Source organism: Micromonospora marincola (assembly GCF_056150385.1).
The window spans coordinates 36,616-50,242 of record NZ_JAXCFT010000019.1 but is presented as its reverse complement, the minus strand read 5'-3'; the positions used below and the strand labels follow the sequence as shown (position 1 = coordinate 50,242).

The window sequence follows — 13,627 nt, the reverse complement described above, 5'->3', positions numbered from 1 at the left end:
GCCGGGCCTCAGGCCAGATGCACCGCCAGCTCGCGCTTCAGCACCTTGCCGCCCCCGCCGAGCGGGAAGGACGCCAGGAACTCGACCCGCCGGGGACACTTGTACGAGGCGAGGCGGTCCCTCGCCAGCGCGACCAGTTCGGCCGCCAGCTCCGGGCCGGCCGAGAAGCCGTCGCGGACCACGACCGCGGCGCACACCTCCTCGCCGAGCCGGTCGTCCGGCAACCCGACCACCGCGACCTGTCGGACCGCGGAGTGCCGGCTGAGGACCTCCTCGATCTCACGCGGGTAGACGTTGTGGCCGCCCCGCAGGATCACGTCCTTCTTCCGGTCGACGATCGTGAGATAGCCGTCCTCGTCGAACTGACCGAGGTCCCCGGTGCGCAGCCAGCCGTCGACGACGGTCCCCGCCGTCGCCTCCGGCAGGTTGAGATAGCCGGCCATGATGTTGTGTCCGCGCACCACGATCTCGCCCAACTCGCCGTCCGGCACGAAGGCGATGGAGTCGGCGCGGTCGGCGTCGGCCACCCGCACGTCGACGCCCCAGATCGGGCGGCCCACCGTGCCCGGCTTCGTCGGCCACCACTTCTGGTTGTAGGCGACGCAGGGAGACGCCTCGGTGAGCCCGTAGCCCTCGTACACCTCGCAGCCGAAGGCGGCACGGATGGCTTCGAGCGTGGCGACGTGCAGCGGCGCGCCCCCGCTGAACACGCGGTCGAGCCGATACCTGCCGGCGTCGCCCGGTCCGATGGCGGCAAGCATCGTGGTGAACATCGTCGGCACGCCCATGAACAGCGTGCACCCGTGCTTCTCGATCAGGTCCAGCGCCCGCGCCGCGTCGAACCGCCGCATCAGCACGACCGACGCACCGGCGAGCAGGCAGGTGCCCAGACCGCAGATGAGGCCGAACGAGTGGTAGAGCGGCAGGGCCCCGAGCAGGACGTCGTCCGCCGTCACGTCGAACGGGGACACCCGGGTGACCATGATGTTCATCGTCACGTTGAGGTGGGTGAGCATCGCGCCCTTGGGCCGCCCGGTGGTGCCCGACGTGTAGAGGATGATGGCGACGTCGTCCGGCCGGCGTGGCTCGTACGTGGTGAGCGGCGACGCCGCGCCCGCCAGCTCCACTTCGGTGAGCGTCGGCACCCGCGAGGCACCCGCCGCCTGCCCCGCCTCGGCGATCAGCGACTCCGCGCAGATCAGCAGCACCGAGCCGGAGTCGGTCAACGTGTACTCGACCTCCGCCGGCCGGGCCGACGTGGCCACGGGCACCACTGTCGCTCCGGCGGCCCAGATCGCGAAACACGCCACCGGCAGGTCCGGGGTGTTCTCCAGCATCACCGTGATCGCGTCGCCCGGGCGGACGCCCCGTGCCTTGAGCGTCCCGGCAGCCCGGAGCGCCCGCTGCCACAGGTCGGCGTAGGAGATCTCGTCGTCCTCGGTCACGAGCGCGGTGCGCCGGGGACCGCGGGCCGCGGATTCGGCGAGGATCGCGGCCACCGACATCATCAGCACGGCCGGGTGACCCGCACGCCCCGGGCGGCGGAACTCTCGGCCGCCGTCACTCCGTCGCCTCCGCCACCAGATGTCCCGCGTTGGCGCGGGGCAGGCCCAGCTCGTTCCAGATGTCGTCCAGGGCGTCGGCGAAGCGGAGGATCTCCGCCTCGTGGTGCGTGGCCGACGGCGTGGCCCGCAGGACGGCCTGCCCCGGCCGGACACTCGGCGCGTCGATCGGCTGCACGTAGATGCCGTGGCGGTGCAGCAGGATGCTGGAGGCCGTCCGGCAGTTGGCCTCGTCACCGACGAACACCGAGACGATGTGCGACATGGCCGACACGTAGGGAATGCGGCGCTCGTCCAGGAGCCGGTGCGTGATCGCGGCGTTGCGGTGCAGGATCTCCCGTTCCGTCTCCGACGTGGTCAGGTGACGCACCGCCGCCAGAGCGCCGGCAGCCATGGCCGGCGGCAGCGACGTGGTGAAGATGAAGTAGGGCGAGAACATGCGCACCGCCTCGATCAACGGTTCCGGGCCGGCGACATAGCCGCCGACCGTGCCGAACCCCTTGGCGAGCGTGCCCATGATGACGTCGAACTGATCCTGGATGCCCTCCTGCGCGGCGACCCCGGCGCCGCGCGGGCCGTACATGCCGACCGCGTGGACCTCGTCGAGGTAGGTCAGGGCGTGATGACGACGGGCGAGGTCGGCGATCTCGGCGAGCGGCGCGACGTCGCCGTCCATCGAGTAGATCGACTCCATCACGATCATCTTCGGCCGGTCCGGATCCACCGTGGCCAGGAGTTCGGCCAGGTGGTCGACGTCGTTGTGCCGGAAGATCCTCTTCTCGGCGCGGCTCTGCCGGATGCCGTCGATGATCGAGGCGTGGTTCTTCTCGTCCGAGAACACGACGGTGCCGGGAACGCGGCCGGCCAGGATCGCCAGGGCCCCGGTGTTGGCCGTGTAGCCGGTGCTGAACAGCAGCGCCCCGTCCTTGCGGTGCAGCGCGGCGAGTTCCGCCTCCAACTGGATGTGGTAGTGGTTCGTGCCGCTGATGTTGCGCGAGCCGCCGGAGCCCGCCCCGTTCTCGTCCACGGCGTCCTTCACCGCGGCGAGCACTGTCGGCGCCTGCCCCATGCCCAGGTAGTCGTTACTGCACCAGACGCTCACCTCGGCGCTGTCGGGAGGCAGCGTGGGCGCGTTGGCCCGCGGGAACCTGCCCGCGATCCTCGATATCTCAAGGAATTCGCGACGGCCGTGCGACAGCGCGTTCATCTCGGTGGAAATGAGCTCAAGGAGATGTGTCATGGAAATCGGGCTCCCTTACTCGGCCTCGGTGGGTAGGTATGACCAGGTGGCGACGACAGCCGCTACGTCGGACGATCACGCGCCGCGCATCTGGCGCAGGGCTTGCGCGTCCGCCTTGCCGAACTGCGTCGTCGCGAGGTCTGACACCAGTTCGATGACCGCCGGAACGTGCAGGGGAGACATCTTCTCGGCCACGAACTCGGCCAGTTCCTCGGACGTCAGGTCGCCGTGGGTGGCCCGCGGCTGCACGTACGCGCAGACGGAGTCGCGCAGGTCGGCGTCGCGGATCTTGAGGACGCTCGCCCGGGCGACGGCCGGGTGCAGCAACAGCACCCGCTCGATCTCCGCCGGGTAGATCTTGATGCCGCCGGTCTTGACGACGTGGTACAGGCGATCGACGAGGTACAGGTAGCCGGCGTCGTCGAAGTATCCGATGTCGCCGGTGTGGAACCAGCCGTCGCGCAGCGCCTTCTCCGTCCGCACCGGGTCGAGGAAGTACTCCGTCATCATCCCGGGGGTACGCACGCACACCTCACCGGGGACGTTCGCCTCCAGGTCCGCGCCCGTCTCCGGGTCGCGGATGACGACCTGGGCGGTGGGGATCGGGCGCCCGGCGCTGGCGAGGCGGGTCTTGTCCCGGTGGTCGGCGGGGGTCAGCGCGGAGATCCGGCGACTCTCCGTCGTTCCGTAGTACTGGACGAAGATGAGACCGAACCGCTCGACGGCCCGTTCGATGCGCGCCGGTGAGATCGGGGTGCCGCCGTACATGACGAGGCGGAGGCTCGAGGTGTCGACCTTGTCCAGGAGCGGGTGGTCGAGGATCTGGTAGAGATGCTGGGTGGCCCAGAACGTGCCCCCCACGCGCTCGCGCTCGATGGTTTCGAGCACCCGGCCCGCATCGAACTGCTCGTGCAGGAGCACGACCCCCTCGTGCGCCAGCACCGAGTCCACGGAGATGCCGGCGTTGCTGAGCGGAATCGTGACGAGGTAGCCCGATGGCCCCAGGTTCATGCTCTTCACCTGGTTCATCGCGCCGACGGTCTCGCGATGCCACGAGCCGTAGCTGCGGCAGATGCCCTTCGGCTTTCCGGTCGTGCCGCTGGTGTAGATGATCGTGGCGGTGTCGCCCTCGACGATCGGCCGGGGCTCCGGCAGGGCGTCGTCGTGCGCGTCGTCGGCGGACAGGTCGGCGTCGACCGGGGTGCCGTCGGTGCCGTAGGTGGCGAGCTTGAGCGGACCCTTGACGGCCTCCCGCAGCCTGCGTGCGACACCGAGACTCTCGACGTCCACGGCGAGCAGCGTGGCGCTCACCTCGTTCAGGATGTCGACCTGCTGGCTCTCGGCCAGCGACTCGGCCGCCGAGTTCGCGTTCACCGAGAGGATGTGGACCAGGCGCGCACCGAGAAGGTGGGCCGCGTAGCGGGTGTAGATGATGGTCGGGCTGTTCGACGCCGACAGGGCGGCGACCGTGTGGGTACGGTCGATGCCCAGCTCCTGCATCCGGCGGGTCGCGGCCACCGTCGCGCGCACGAACTCGCCGGCCGTGATGCTCTGGTCCCGCCACTTCAGGACGATCTCGTCAGGGCGGCCGGCCAGCGAGTCAAGGATCCGCATCACGTAGTTCGGGCATTCCGACTCGGCGGCGGTTCTGTCCATGAGTACCTTCCCTGTTCTTGTCGTCAGCGTCGCTCGTTCGGTGGTGGGCGCCAGGCATCCACGGAGGGCGAGGATGGAAATGGTCCGGTGCGTGCGCGGGTCACCCGCAGATGGTCAGCGTCACGTCGAAGACGGACAGGTTCACGTTGGTGTAGCCGCGCAGGCTGAACTTCCAGGACCCGGTCTTGCCGACCGTGTCGCCGGCGGTGCCGATCAGCGGAATGGTCTGCGCCTTCCCGGCGACCGCGTCCGCGATCGAGATCGGCACGGTGCCGAAGAACGTGCCGCCGCTTGGCAGCTGCACGGTCACCGCGAGCCACTCCCAGAGCGTGCCGTCGACGGGGTTGGTGTAGACCAACGCGGTGCCCTCGCCGGTGACGACCAGCTCGCCCGCCGCGTTGTAGACGTCGTCGTGGTAGACGACGCTGTCGCCGTCGGTGGTGCCCGGCGCGCGGCCGTCGTGCTTGGTCAGGTGCGACTGGTCGGTGAGGTCGGCGGTCACCGAACACCTGTTGGCATGTCCGGACGGGACCGCGGACGCCACGGAGCCGCCCAGGACGGCGGTGGTGGCGCCGCCGAGAGCGATCGCGGACAGCAGTGCGGTGAGCCGCTTCGGCCGTGGCTTGCGCATGAGCGTCAGTCTCCTTCGCATGGTGGCCGGCCTCCCGGGCATGCTGCCCACCGGTGCGGCCAGCCTCGGGGACGACGCTTGCCCCGGCCTTGCAGCCGCCTAAAGCGTGGCCAAGGCGGCTCGGACGCGCGACGGCCGGAGCCCGCACCGCCCCTGGCGGGGCACCTCAGGGTGCCCCGCCAGGGAGGACGTGCCCCGCGCCGCGGTCGTGGCGGTCAGCGGCAGAACGTCGCCGTCACGTCGAAGATGGACAGGTTCGGGCCGTCGTAGCCGACCAGGCTCCACTTCACGGCGCCGGTGTTGCCGACCGTGTCGCCGGCGGTGCCGATCACCGGGATGGTCTGCGGCTTCCCGGCGACCGCGTCCGCGATCGCGAACGTCGTGGTGCCGAAGTACGTGCCGCCGCTCGGCATCTGGATGGTGATGGCGAGAAACTCCCAGAGCGCGCCGCTCCGGGGGTTGGTGTAGACGAGCACGGTGCCCTCGCCGGTGAAGACGACGTCACCGGCCTTGTTGTAGACGTCGTCGTGGTAGACGACGCTGTCGCCGTCGGTGGTGCCCGGCGCGCGGCCGTCGTGCTTGGTCAACTGGGAACGGTCGGTGAGGCCGGAGGTCACCGAGCATCGCTTGCCGTGCCGGGCCGGGACCGCGGACGCCACGGAGCCGCCCAGGACGGCGGTGGTGGCGCCGCCGAGAACGATCGCGGACAGCAGTGCGGTGAGCCGCTTCGGCGATGGCTTGCGCATGAGCGTCAGTCTCCTTCGCAGGGTTGGCCGGCCCTGCGTGAGACGGAGCCGGCTCGGAGGCGGTACGACACCCGCCGTACCGATGCCGATCGTGTGTGGCGGCGCTTAAGCGCCGCTAACCCGGCCGGGCCCGGGTGCCGGAGCGCCGACGCGGCATAGGGGACTGGCGACTTAGGGGCGGACTAGGGGTGCTGGCCGGCGCCCGGGCGTCCCTACGGTGAGCGTGTCCTTACCCGAATGATGGAGGTCTGATGAGCGTCGCGGGAACCTGGCAGCTGATCATCGACAGCCCGATGGGCAAGCAGGAGGGCGAGGTCGTCCTGCACGTCGACGGCGATGACGTCACCGGCACCCTGACCAACAAGACGATGAGCCAGCAGTCCGAGATCTTCGACGGCCACGCCGACGGCGACACGGCCACCTGGAAGATGGAGATGGCGCTGGTCAAGGTCACGCTGACGTTCAACGTGACGGTGGAGGGCGACACCATGACCGGGAAGGTCACCGCCGGCCTCATCGGCGGTTTCAACCTTGAGGGCACGCGGGTCTGACGCCTGACGCGCCGCCTGCCACGCGGGTGGGCGGCGGTCAGACGTCGCGCCGACCGAAGACGACGAAGGCGGCGGCGAGCGCGGCGGACACCAACGCCGCCAGCAGGCCCAGACCGGCCCAGCCGTCGAGCGCGCCGGCGTCCGGCACCACCTTGGTCAACTGGGCGGCAGCAGTGGTCGGCCAGTAGCGGCCGAGCACGGACGACAGCGGCTCGGGCAGCGCCGGGACGAACGAGGGCACCAGCACCGTCAGGACCGCGACCGTGATCAGCCCGGCCGCTGTGCTGCGGGTCAGCACGCCGAGCGCGACGCCGAGCACCCCGACGGCGGCCATCACCAGCCCCGCCCCGATCACCGCGAGCAGCACCCCGGGCGCGCCGAGCGTCGTCGACGGGGCGCCCTGCGCGGCGATCACCGGTTGCCCCACCAGGAACGACACCAGGGCGACGATCTGGCCCAGGACCAGCGCGCCGGCGGTGAAGACGGCCACCTTCGCGGCGAGCAGGCGGCTCCGGCGCGGAACGGCCCCGAGGCTGGCCCGGATCGTGCCGCTCGCGTACTCACTGGTGATCGTCAGCACGCCCAGGATGCCGAGGACCAACTGGATCGACAGGTAGACGCGCAGGCTGGACGCGGCCGGGTCGAAGGACGCCCGGGTCTCCGCCGACGAGCGGGCGTAGTCGCGGCCGGCCGCGTAGCTGGTGAGCATCCCGAAGCCGGCGCCCATGCCCAGCGCCAGCAGCGCGCCGTAGGCCATCGAGCGCAGGCTGCGCACCTTCGTCCACTCACCGGCGAGGACTCCGGTCAGGCTCATCGCACTCCATCCTCGATCATGGCGGACGGCGGGGCGGCGTACTCCACGCTGTCCTGGGTGAGGTCGATGAACGCGTTCTCCAGGGAGGGCTGGACCGGGGTCAGCTCGGTCACCACCACCTGGTGCCGGGCGGCCAGGCGGCCGACCCCCAGGCCGTCCAGGCCGTGGACCCGGAGCGCGCCGTCCGGCTCGACGTCGACCGAGGCGCCTTCGCCGCGCAGCAGCTCGGCGAAGGTGTCCGCGCCCTCGGCCCGGACGAGCATCGAAGCGGGTACGCGGTCACGCAGGAGCGCGGTGGTCGGGGTGTCGGCGATCAGCCGCCCCCTGCCGATCACCACGAGGTGGTCGGCGATCAGCGCCATCTCGCTCATGAGATGGCTGGAGAGCAGCACCACCCGGCCTTCGTCGGCCAGCCGGCGCAGCAGCCCGCGAAGCCACACGATGCCCTCCGGGTCGAGCCCGTTGAGCGGCTCGTCGAGCATCACGCCGGCCGGGTCGCCGAGCAGGGCGGCGGCGATGCCGAGGCGCTGTTTCATGCCGAGCGACCAGCCGCCTGTCGGTCGGTGGGCCACCTCGGTCAGGCCGACCAGGTCGACCGTCTCGCGGACCCGGCGTACGCCGATCCCGTTGCTCTGGGCCAGCGCGAGCAGGTGGTGGAAGCCGTCCCGACGCGGGTTGACCGCCTGCGCGTCGAGCAGGGCGCCGAGCGTCGTCAGCGGGCGTGGCAGCTCGGCGTAGGCGCGGCCGTCGACGGTCGCGGTGCCGGAGGTGGGCCGGCCCAGCCCGAGGATCAGCCGCATGGTGGTGGTCTTGCCGGCGCCGTTGGGGCCGAGGAAGCCGGTGACCAGGCCGGGACCGACGCGGAAGGTGAGGTCCGAGATCGCGGTCGCGTGCCGGTAGCGCTTCGTCAGGTGCAGCACTTCGATCACGGAGCCATTCAACCGTGCCTCCTCGCGCGGGAACCAGCCCGGAATGTCGGTTCCGCCCCCTAAGAAAAGTCAGGGGTTCGTGGGCGTCGAACGTAGGGGGGTCGCCTCGCCGACCGTCGCGCCGAGGCTGGCGGCGAAGCCGGACAGCAACCAGTTCAGGCTGGCGGTGAAGGCGCCGTCCGCGGGCTCCTCGGCGAGCTGCGCCAGGTATGGCGCGCGGCCGGCGCGGGACAGGCCGTTCAGGTATGCGCCGGTCGAGTTGGCCCACTCGGACTCGGAGAGGCCGTCGCGTTGCCGCATGGAGTGGCCGGCCAGCTCAAGGCCCCCGAAGCCCATGGTGAACGCGTCGATGGCGATCAGGAGGGTGTGTGCCCGCTCGCGATCGAGGCCGAGCCCCGCGATGGCCGTCGTCGACTGGTCGGCGTGGCGCACCGCGTTGGGCCCCAGCGCCGGACGCTGCATGATCGCGGCGATCAGCCACGGGTGCCGGTGGCCGACCGCGCGGGTCTGCGCGGCGATGGCGTGCAGCGCCTCCAGCCAGTTCTCCGGGAGTTGGTCGAGGACCATCTCGCCGAGGATCTCGTCGACCATCAGCTCGATCAGGTCGTCCTTGCGGTCCATGAACGAATAGAGGCTCATCGGTCGGGCGTTGAGCTCGGCGGCGACCCGGCGGATCGTGATGGCGTCGAGCCCGTGCGCGTCGGCCAGGTCGATGGCGGTGCGCACGATCGTCTCCAGGGACAGCCGCCGCCGCGCGGGTCGCGGTGGGCGCGTCCAGACCGAGCCGCTTACCGGCGCGGCCTCGGCGCGGCGAGCGGTGGGCGGATCAGCGGGCTGTTGGTCAACCCCAGAATCGGACGGCTTCGGTGACATGACGTCAGCATACAGTCTATCGACTTCTGATACGGTGTATCGCATGGCGATGCGCCGTACCGGTTCCCGTGCCGGTCCGCTATCAATCGGAGTCGCAGATGACTGTTCCGGCACGATCCGACATTTCCGCGCCCGACGGCGCGGCCACCGATTCCGGCGACGGCAGCCGGATCACTCCTGAGCTGCTCAAGCTCGCCGGTGTGATCATGCTCGGCGCGATCATGGTGCAGCTTGACTCCACCATGGTGAACGTCGCGATCGACAGGCTGAGCCAGCGCTTCGACGCCACGGTCAGCACGATCCAGTGGGTGAGCACCGGCTACCTGCTGGCGATGGCCATCGTCATCCCGCTCACCGGCTGGGCGGTCGACCGGTTCGGCGCGCGGGCCACCTGGGCGTTCTCGCTCTCCTCGTTCCTCGTCGGCTCCGTGCTCTGCGGCGTCGCGTGGTCGGCCGAGAGCCTCATCGTCTTCCGGGTGATCCAGGGCCTCGGCGGCGGGATGATCCTCCCGTTGGCGCAGGCGATTCTCGCCGCCGCCGCCGGGCCGCAGCGGCTCGGCCGCATGATGAGCGCGATCGGTGTGCCGGCCATGCTCGGCCCGGTCCTCGGCCCGGTCCTCGGAGGCGTGCTCGTCGACCACCTCTCCTGGCGCTGGATCTTCTATGTGAACGTGCCGATCTGCCTGGCCGCGCTGGCGCTGTCCTGGCGGCTGATGCCGGCGGGCAGCACCGCCTCGGCCGAGCGCAAGGGGCTGGACAAGCTCGGGCTGCTGCTGCTCTCGCCGGGCTGCGCGGCGCTCGTCTACGGCCTGTCCGAGGCCGGCCAGCACGGCAGCTTCACCGCGCGGGCGGTCCTCGTCCCGCTGATCGCCGGCGTCGTGCTGCTCGCCGCCTTCGCCTGGCACTCCCTGTGGACCGCGGGGGAGCCGATCATCGACCTGCGGCTGCTCCGTTCGCGCAACTTCGCCGCCTCGTCGGGCGTGCTCCTGGTCTTCGGCATGGCCATGTTCGGGGCGATCTTCCTGCTGTCGCTGCTCTACCAGCAGGTGCACGGCGACAGCGCGGTCCGGGCCGGTCTGCTGCTGGCGCCGCAGGGTCTCGGTCTCGCCGTCGCGCTCCTGCTCGCCGGGCCGCTCACCGACAAGATCGGCCCGCGGTGGATCGCGGTGGCGGGGCTGGTGCTCGCCGCCGTGGGCACGATCCCGTTCGCCCTGGCCAAGGGGGAGGTCAACCAGTTGGTGCTGGGCGCCGCCCTGGTCGTACGTGGCGCCGGGCTGGGCGCGATCCTGGTGCCCTGCATGGCCGCCGCCTACAGCGGGCTGGCACACCACGCCTTCACCCGGGCGAGCAGCGCCCTGCGCATCTTCCAGCAGCTCGGCGGCTCCTTCGGCGTGGCCATCGTCGCCGTGATCCTCCAGCGGCGGGTCACCGACGCCTACACCGGCGCCGGTGGTCACCCGACGCTCGACCGGGTCGCCGGCGCGTACGGCTACACGTTCTGGTGGACGGTGGCCTTCACCGTGGCCGCCATCGTTCCGGCGCTGCTGCTGCCACGCATCCTGCGTACCGACGAGGAGGAGCCGGCCTCGCGGCCCGCGACGATGGCCTGAGAGCGTCTCCGGCGCCCAGCCAACCGGCTGGGCGCCGGGAGCGCGGCACGTCGAGCACATATTGATAATCTTGCATGTTGACTCGGGACCGGGTCGGCGCTACGGGAGGCATCAATGCATCGGCCGGCCGGGGATTTGATCGAGCGTGAGGATCAGTTGCGTACGCTGCGCGGGCTGTTGTCCGGCGCCATCGCGGGCAGCGGACGGACGGTCGTGCTCGGCGGCGCGTCCGGCAACGGCAAGAGCGTCCTGTTGGACCGGATGCGCCAGATGGCCGGCGAGGCGGGCGCCGACGTGGCGACCGCGATCGCGGCCCGCGTCGAGCAGTCGTTGCCGCTCGGTGTCGTCGGACAGCTCGCCGATGCCGCCGGCCTGCGCCGGAGTGACGCGCCGGAACCGAGCGTCGGCGGTCTGCTCGACGCGGCGATGTCGGGGGAATGGGAGCCCCCGGCGCCTGGCGCGTCGTGCCCGCAGGTCCCGGCGAGAATGTTGCACGGCCTGTGCATGGCGTTCCTGCGCCGCGCCGAGCAACGTCCGATCGTGCTGTGCGTCGACGACGTCCACCACGCCGACGCGCACTCCATGCAGTTCCTGTCCTACCTGAGCCGACGGGTCCGGGCCACGCGCCTGCTCGTGGTGCTGACCGAGCTTCCGCAACTGTCGCCCGTCCACCCGGCGCAGTACGTGGAACTGCTGCACGGCTCGATGCCGATCGCGCTGCCCCCGCTGACCCGGGTCGGCGTGGCTCGCCTGGCGCAGCGGTTGCCGGCGACGGTCGAGCCCGGCCTGGCCGGCCACCTGCACGCCTTCACCGGCGGAAACCCGCGCCTGGCCGCGGCCCTGGTCGAGGACATGACCCGGCGCGCCGAAGGGCCGTCCCCGGTCACCCGACCCGTCATCGGCGAGGCGTTCATCGAGGCCGTCCGGGCCTGCCTGTTCCGCAGCCAACCGCCAGCCCTGCCGATCGCCCACGCCCTCGCCGTCACCGGTGGCACGGCCCAGGCGCCGGTGCTGGCCCGACTGCTGGACCTCAGCGAGGAGATGGTCAACTGGGGGCTGCTGGCGCTGCGCCGGGCCGGCCTGCTGGCCGGCGCCACCTTCCGCGACCCCCGGGTGCGCATGGCCGTCCTGGCCGGCGTGCCCGCCCAGGAGCGGGTCGAGCTGCACCGCCGGCTCGCCGTCCTCGGGCACGCGACAGGCGAGTCACCAATCGTCGTGGCGCGGCACCTGCTCGGCGCGGACGGTGTCGAGGGCGCCTGGGTCGCGCCGACCCTGCGTGACGCCGCGAGCCAGGCGCTGGCCGAGGGGCGGGTGAAGGAGGCGGTCTCCTTCCTCGACTCGGCCGGCGCGTCGGAGCCCGACGCGCGGCGGCGGGCCGAGGCGACGCTCGCGCTGACCCGGGCCGAGTGGCAGTTCAACCCGGCCGACGCGGCCCGACGCCTGCCGGAGCTGCTCGCCGCGGTCCGCCACGGGCAACTGGTCCGGCGCCAGGCCGCCGCCCTGCTCCCGTACCTCCTCTGGCACGGCCTGATCGATGACGCCGTCGCGGTGGTCGGCGCGCTGACCTCGGCCGGGCCGCTCGACGACGAGACCGCGGTGAGCCTGGGCGCGCCGATGCTGCTGCTGACCTATCTGTTCCCCGGCCACGCGCAGCGACTCGACCGGCCGCGGCGGGAGCTCGCCGCACGCGGACTCCTGCCGGCGTCCGGCGGTCCGCTGCCCGCCGCTGCCGCGCTCACCGCGCTTGCCGCCCGTAGCACGCACGCCGAGGTGGTGGCCGCCACCGAGCAGGTCGTCCGGAACACCCGGCTGGACCACGAGGCGCTGGGACCGATCTCGGTCGTGATGCTCGCGAGCGTCCTGACCGACCGGTCCGGTGACCCGGGCGCGACAGACTATCCACTGCTGCATCCGGGCGCCGGGCGGCGTCCGCCGACGGCACAGGCTCTCCTGTCGGCCATGGCCGCCGAGGGCGCGCTGCGCCGCGGTGACCTGGCCGCCACGGTCGAGCACGCCGGCCGGGGTCTCGATCTGCTTCCCGCCGCCGGCTGGGGCATCGCCGTGGGTGGCCCGCTGTCCAACCTGGTCCTGGCGGCCACCGCGGGCGAGCGTGACGACGAGGCCACGGCACACCTGGCCGTGGCGGTGCCCGCGGCCATGTTCGACACCCCGTTCGGCCTGAAGTACCTGCATGCCCGGGGCCGTCACCACCTCCGTACCGGGTGCGTCCGCGCGGCCCTCGTCGACCTGCAGGCGTGCGGCCGGTTGACGACCGCCTGGGACATCGACCAGCCCGAGCTCGTGCCGTGGCGTACCGAGTTGGCCCGCGCGCAGCTCGCCCTCGGCCGGCCGGAGCGGTGCCGCGAACTCGCCCTGGAGCAGTTGGACAGGTTGCCGGAGCACAACGCCCGGGAGCGCGGCGCCGCGTTGTGGGCGCTCGCCACGGCGAGCGAACCGGCCGACCGCCTGCCGCTGCTGCGGCAGGCGGTCGCCCTGCTGCGGTCCGGCGCCGACGTGTCGACCGCCGGGCCTGCCGCCGGCCCGCACGGCGCGGGTGGCCCGGACGCGGCGCGTCCGCTGTGGCAGGCATCCGCGGGCGCGCCGAACCGGCGTGACGCCACGCCCCGGCCGCGCTGCGGTCCGGCGGCCGACGAGCAGCCGTCCGCGGCCGACGAGGCCAAGCCCGGGCCGGACGCCGCCGCCATGCTTGAAGGGCTCACCGAAGCCGAGCGCCGGGTGGCCACGCTTGCCGCCGACGGGCACACCAACCGGGCGATCGCCGCGCGGCTCTTCGTCACGGTCAGCACCGTGGAGCAGCACCTGACTCGCGTCTACCGCAAGCTCCGGGTGAACAGCCGCGGCGACCTGCTCCTCCGGCTCGGCCGCGAGGCGACCCGGGGGCGTCAGCGCGCCAAGCGTGGCCAGGTTAGCGCGGCTTAAGCGCCACCCCGGACGATCGACACCGGTACGGCAGGTGTCGTGCCGCCTCCGAGCCGGCGCGGTCGCGCGTTCCGG

Annotated in this window: 11 protein-coding genes; 3 read left to right on the top strand and 8 right to left on the bottom strand. The window is 71.9% G+C overall.

Going from position 1 to position 13,627, the window contains the following annotated elements; all coding sequences use genetic code 11:
- Nucleotides 1-8 precede the first annotated feature (8 nt).
- The 5 genes from SM450_RS26735 to SM450_RS26715 all read right to left on the bottom strand — a co-directional run bounded on the left by SM450_RS26735 (nt 9) and on the right by SM450_RS26715 (nt 5,835).
- On the bottom strand, nt 9-1,508 hold the full coding sequence (locus SM450_RS26735) for a long-chain-fatty-acid--CoA ligase (protein ID WP_474622581.1): 1,500 nt from the start codon (nt 1,506-1,508) through the stop codon (nt 9-11).
- 52 nt (nt 1,509-1,560) lie between these two features.
- Nucleotides 1,561-2,802, bottom strand: coding sequence for a 5-aminolevulinate synthase (hemA, locus tag SM450_RS26730; RefSeq protein WP_474622539.1), 1,242 nt, complete (start codon nt 2,800-2,802; stop codon nt 1,561-1,563).
- 75 nt (nt 2,803-2,877) lie between these two features.
- Nucleotides 2,878-4,458, bottom strand: a complete 1,581-nt coding sequence (locus SM450_RS26725; RefSeq protein WP_474622538.1) for a class I adenylate-forming enzyme family protein — start codon at nt 4,456-4,458, stop codon at nt 2,878-2,880.
- 100 nt (nt 4,459-4,558) lie between these two features.
- On the bottom strand, nt 4,559-5,089 hold the full coding sequence (locus tag SM450_RS26720) for an allene oxide cyclase barrel-like domain-containing protein (protein ID WP_474622537.1): 531 nt from the start codon (nt 5,087-5,089) through the stop codon (nt 4,559-4,561).
- A 215-nt stretch (nt 5,090-5,304) separates the two neighbouring features.
- The gene (locus tag SM450_RS26715; protein WP_474622536.1) at nt 5,305-5,835 is read right to left on the bottom strand and encodes an allene oxide cyclase barrel-like domain-containing protein; all 531 of its coding nucleotides are present in this window, start codon (nt 5,833-5,835) and stop codon (nt 5,305-5,307) included.
- 251 nt (nt 5,836-6,086) lie between these two features.
- Here SM450_RS26715 and SM450_RS26710 point away from each other — a divergent pair, with 251 nt between their 5' ends.
- The gene (locus tag SM450_RS26710) at nt 6,087-6,386 is read left to right on the top strand and encodes a hypothetical protein (RefSeq protein WP_474622535.1); all 300 of its coding nucleotides are present in this window, start codon (nt 6,087-6,089) and stop codon (nt 6,384-6,386) included.
- A 37-nt stretch (nt 6,387-6,423) separates the two neighbouring features.
- On the opposite strand, the gene SM450_RS26705 is transcribed toward SM450_RS26710, so the two are convergent.
- The 3 genes from SM450_RS26705 to SM450_RS26695 all read right to left on the bottom strand — a co-directional run bounded on the left by SM450_RS26705 (nt 6,424) and on the right by SM450_RS26695 (nt 8,855).
- Entirely contained in the window at nt 6,424-7,200 is a 777-nt protein-coding gene (locus SM450_RS26705) for an ABC transporter permease (RefSeq protein WP_474622534.1), read from the bottom strand.
- Complete coding sequence (locus SM450_RS26700) at nt 7,197-8,129, bottom strand: ATP-binding cassette domain-containing protein (RefSeq protein WP_474622580.1); 933 nt, start codon at nt 8,127-8,129, stop codon at nt 7,197-7,199. Before SM450_RS26700 ends, SM450_RS26705 begins: the two co-directional genes overlap by 4 nt.
- 69 nt (nt 8,130-8,198) lie before the next feature.
- Entirely contained in the window at nt 8,199-8,855 is a 657-nt protein-coding gene (locus SM450_RS26695; RefSeq protein WP_474622533.1) for a TetR/AcrR family transcriptional regulator, read from the bottom strand.
- Nucleotides 8,856-9,100: 245 nt separating this feature from the next.
- Here SM450_RS26695 and SM450_RS26690 point away from each other — a divergent pair, with 245 nt between their 5' ends.
- Nucleotides 9,101-10,612: an MDR family MFS transporter gene (locus SM450_RS26690; RefSeq protein ID WP_474622532.1), complete on the top strand. Its 1,512-nt coding sequence runs from the start codon at nt 9,101-9,103 to the stop codon at nt 10,610-10,612.
- Between the two features lie 114 nt (nt 10,613-10,726).
- Nucleotides 10,727-13,552, top strand: coding sequence for an AAA family ATPase (locus tag SM450_RS26685; RefSeq protein ID WP_474622531.1), 2,826 nt, complete (start codon nt 10,727-10,729; stop codon nt 13,550-13,552).
- Nucleotides 13,553-13,627: the final 75 nt, after the last annotated feature.

Coding starts and splice junctions, on each gene's coding strand:
- SM450_RS26735 (WP_474622581.1), bottom strand. CDS start 1,508: ATGATGTCGGTGGCCGCGATCCTCGCCGAATCCGCGGCCCGCGGTCCC.
- hemA (WP_474622539.1), bottom strand. CDS start 2,802: ATGACACATCTCCTTGAGCTCATTTCCACCGAGATGAACGCGCTGTCG.
- SM450_RS26725 (WP_474622538.1), bottom strand. CDS start 4,458: ATGGACAGAACCGCCGCCGAGTCGGAATGCCCGAACTACGTGATGCGG.
- SM450_RS26720 (WP_474622537.1), bottom strand. CDS start 5,089: ATGCGCAAGCCACGGCCGAAGCGGCTCACCGCACTGCTGTCCGCGATC.
- SM450_RS26715 (WP_474622536.1), bottom strand. CDS start 5,835: ATGCGCAAGCCATCGCCGAAGCGGCTCACCGCACTGCTGTCCGCGATC.
- SM450_RS26710 (WP_474622535.1), top strand. CDS start 6,087: ATGAGCGTCGCGGGAACCTGGCAGCTGATCATCGACAGCCCGATGGGC.
- SM450_RS26705 (WP_474622534.1), bottom strand. CDS start 7,200: ATGAGCCTGACCGGAGTCCTCGCCGGTGAGTGGACGAAGGTGCGCAGC.
- SM450_RS26690 (WP_474622532.1), top strand. CDS start 9,101: ATGACTGTTCCGGCACGATCCGACATTTCCGCGCCCGACGGCGCGGCC.
- SM450_RS26685 (WP_474622531.1), top strand. CDS start 10,727: ATGCATCGGCCGGCCGGGGATTTGATCGAGCGTGAGGATCAGTTGCGT.